General features: G+C 39.8%; 4 protein-coding genes and 1 pseudogene. 3 read left to right on the top strand and 2 right to left on the bottom strand.

Annotated elements, in window-relative coordinates:
- Positions 1 to 691: 691 nt before the first annotated feature.
- Positions 692 to 1,585 (bottom strand): IS3 family transposase, encoded by an 894-nt coding sequence (locus EKM83_RS12970; RefSeq protein WP_125577951.1) that lies wholly within the window; start codon positions 1,583 to 1,585, stop codon positions 692 to 694.
- Positions 1,558 to 2,040, bottom strand: a complete 483-nt coding sequence (locus EKM83_RS12975; protein ID WP_125577953.1) for a helix-turn-helix domain-containing protein — start codon at positions 2,038 to 2,040, stop codon at positions 1,558 to 1,560. Before EKM83_RS12975 ends, EKM83_RS12970 begins: the two co-directional genes overlap by 28 nt.
- 151 nt (positions 2,041 to 2,191) lie before the next feature.
- Between EKM83_RS12975 and EKM83_RS12980 the strand changes: the two are divergent.
- The 3 genes and pseudogenes from EKM83_RS12980 to EKM83_RS12990 form a co-directional block, all read left to right on the top strand.
- Positions 2,192 to 2,533, top strand: a pseudogene (locus EKM83_RS12980) (replication initiator protein A); the annotation flags it as partial.
- Positions 2,534 to 2,792: 259 nt separating this feature from the next.
- The gene (locus tag EKM83_RS12985) at positions 2,793 to 3,074 is read left to right on the top strand and encodes a type II toxin-antitoxin system RelB/DinJ family antitoxin (protein ID WP_124031765.1); all 282 of its coding nucleotides are present in this window, start codon (positions 2,793 to 2,795) and stop codon (positions 3,072 to 3,074) included.
- A partial coding sequence (locus tag EKM83_RS12990) for a hypothetical protein (protein WP_125577957.1) occupies positions 3,064 to 3,362 on the top strand: 299 nt, incomplete at its 3' end. The genes EKM83_RS12985 and EKM83_RS12990, both read left to right, overlap by 11 nt.

Consider the following 3,362-nt stretch of genomic DNA (forward strand, 5'->3'; position numbering starts at 1 on the left):
ATTGTACAGACAAGCGACGGGCGTTAACGACCGACGAACTAAGGGGAAACTTTTAGTAGTAGAATTGTACTCTGGTTCAGTTATTCCAAATAGCTGTTTCCAGGGAACAATTCTGCGCTCAAAACGTCACTCCCTCTAAACTGAATGGAAAACCGAAAACCGTCAAGTCAAATTCCAAAGAAAGTTGGTGGAATTGTTGAAATGTAAGGATTACATTGTTCCCTTGAATCCTGATGAACTTAATAAGAGAATAATCTACCGAAGTTCAGTCAGGATTACGAGTCGGCAAAGGAACCAAGTAAAGAGAGTCTTGCATAGCCAAGGGTATGAAGGAAAGATTGAAGGTATTCGATATACCCGTGTAAATTACAAGTATTCATTCAGAGTATTGGTGAAGTACCAAGGAAATGTGGGTCAGTTTCTAGTTAATACAAAGAATGAGACTATTCGATTTGATGGAATGGTCTAGGGATAAACTAAGAGGATTTCACAAAAACAATTTTCCCAATTAGAGCTAATCTAAGACCTAGACCACTTCTTTTTAAGATGGTTTCACAAACGGAAAATAACGGAATGTGGAAGTACCAGGCTTAATGGGGATCACTTGGGATAAAAAGCCGCCTTATGTGAAGTAGAAATTGGTATACTAAAAAAGGCTCCTGAAGTGAACCCCATAAGTTGGAGTGAATTTCTACGCCACTAACTGGCTGGTATGTTCCCGGTATTTTACCGGGGACATACCAGCCAGTTTTGCTTTTATCCGACGATGATTGTAATAGTCAACGTAGTTAGTAATGCCGGATTCTAGCTCTTTGTAACTCCTATATTGGTGATTATGAACCGTGCCAACTTTAAGAATGTGAAAAATACTTTCTGCTACTGCATTATCTAGGCATGTGGCCTTACGGCTCATGCTTTGGAAAACATGGGCTTGTTGAAGAATGTTCACGTATCGAAAGTTTTGATATTGAAAGCCTTGGTCTGAGTGAATTGTCATTCGATATGGTAAATCTGGCCGTTTTGCTAGTAGTCGCTTAAGTGGGCATGTTACGAAGTCGACCGTCGGTTTACGATCAATGGCCCATTCAATAATTTCTCCGTTGTAGAGGTCAATATAAGCCGTAAAGTACGCACGTTCGTTGATAGTTTGCTCACCCCAACGAACCTCAGTCACATCGGTAACGATCTTTTGAAATGGTCGATCCGTCTTGAAACGACGTTGTAAACGATTATGGGCAATTTTACCAACGGTTCCTTTATAAGAATTGTATTTCTTGGTGCGCCGATTAAACGCCTGACATAGTAGGTTATTTTCACGCATGATACGAAGTACGGCTTTATGATTTGCCTGGATTCCTTTATTTTTAAGAGCCAGAGTGACTGTTCGATATCCATAGTCTGGATTATTTAAACGAATACTTCTAATCTCATCAACTAACGTTGATGAGTTCGTTTGATATTTGCGATGACGAGCATCATGATAACTGCTACTCGACATTCTTACTGCCTTCAAAACCGCAACTAATTTAACATTGAATTTGCGCCTTAGCTCAGTAATTAGCCGGGCTTTCTCTTGGTTTGAGATTTTTTCTGTGCCAAGGCTTCGAGTTTTTCCAAGTAGGCTACCCGTATCCGCAGGAGTTCATTTTCTTCCTGAAGTTGCTTCAAGGTTTTAGATTGCTTAGCTTTATCTGTCATTTTTAAAGACCGTCCTTTGAATGGCTTAAGACGTCCCTCAATCAGCTTTCGTTCCCAATCCCCAATCATTACCGGATGTTTTAATTTGAAATGAGCTGCGGTTACTGGATATGAGGCACGATGTTCTTGTCGCCACTTGATAACCTTGATTTTAAAGGAATAGTCGTAAAATGTCTTCCTTGAATGGTTCTCCAATCCTTGAATTCCAAAAAGTTTAAAGTGAGTGAGCCATTGATGGATAGTCGCACTACCTTTAATACCATACTTTCTCATGAGTAATCGGGACGAAGTTCCCTGAAGATACTCGCTTAATACTTGTTGCTTTATTTTTGCTGAGAACATAGTAAAACCTCCTGAGTTTGGATTTACTCCAACTCAGGGGGTTCACTTTATCCCGGTTTAACACTGGAGGCCTTTTTTCTAGGTTACATATTTTGAGGATGAATGTTTTTATCTTCGTAGCTTTTACTTGGGTGCTGTAACATGATGAATACTGCTTAGTTTTTGGTGCCGTACCCCGCAACAGATACGTCGCTTCGTTGGTATTATCTTAAATGCTAAGTATCGAGTTGAGAAGGATCATAAAGATATTGGCGTCATAATCCCACTGGACGACGAAGAACTTAAATTTTTAATGACTAAAGCCTTGAGACGTTACTTTAACACCCTAAGAAGCAATGAGAAGCACATCAAGAACGTGGAAAACTACCTGTACGGCACCATGCAAAACCTATTTGGCGTTTGGTGGAATAAACAAGCGGCTAGAGAATATGTGGCCAAACACCCCGAAGAAGAAAAGTCGGCCGACAACGATAACAGTGGTTTGTACTACTAGTCCTAAAAGGCTACAAAATCCTTTATAAGCGGTTTTAAGACTTACTAACCTCTTTATACTTAAGTTAGATTTAAATGGCTTAAACAGAATAATAGGGGCTTTTAAATGAGCGCCAGAGCTAACCAGGCTAACCAGCTCAAAAGTTCAGCCTTTAGATCAACGCCAAGCTCAAGTGATTTGAAGCCAGGGCTTTATCTATTGATAAGGTACTCAAAAGGTAGTATAATGGTAGTAGTAAAAGAAAGGAGATGAGACAATCATGGCAGTTAAGGAAAAGAAACGGGTCCAAGTCAAGATTGATAAAGATTTGGCCGATGATACCGAAGCAGTTTTAAGCGAATTGGGCTTAAATCCAACCACGGCCATTAACATGTTTTATAAGCGGATTGTTGCTAATGGTGCTTTACCTTTTAATGCGTCTTTAAGCGAAGAAGAAAGAGCTAATTTACGCTTTTTAAAGGCGACCGAAGGGATACCAGTCACCGAGTTCAAAGACGCTAAAGAGGTCGCTGATTGGCTCAATGATCCAGATGAGGACTAATGACTTAGTCAGCCTATACGTTAGTTTTGTAGAAACTAACGGTGGCAAGTCTCGACCAGTTTTAATTCGTCGGGTATCAGAACAGACGGTCGGGGCTTTTAAAATTACTAGTCAGTATGAAAATAAATCGGCTTATATAAAGCAACAATATTATCCGATTCAAGATTGGCAATCCGCTGGGTTGAAGAAACCTTCCTGGGTCGATCTTGGTAATATTTATCGCTTTCCCAAAGCCGGTTTAAACTTTAAAGAAATCGGTCATTTAAGTAAGCTAGATCAAAATAAAAT

The sequence above is a fragment of the Levilactobacillus angrenensis genome (assembly GCF_003946085.1).
In the GTDB taxonomy this organism is placed as follows: domain Bacteria; phylum Bacillota; class Bacilli; order Lactobacillales; family Lactobacillaceae; genus Levilactobacillus; species Levilactobacillus angrenensis.

What these genes read in the sequence shown, in the direction of transcription:
- EKM83_RS12975 (WP_125577953.1), bottom strand. Translation starts at nt 2,040, where the DNA reads ATGTTCTCAGCAAAAATAAAGCAACAAGTATTAAGCGAGTATCTTCAG.
- EKM83_RS12985 (WP_124031765.1), top strand. Translation starts at nt 2,793, where the DNA reads ATGGCAGTTAAGGAAAAGAAACGGGTCCAAGTCAAGATTGATAAAGAT.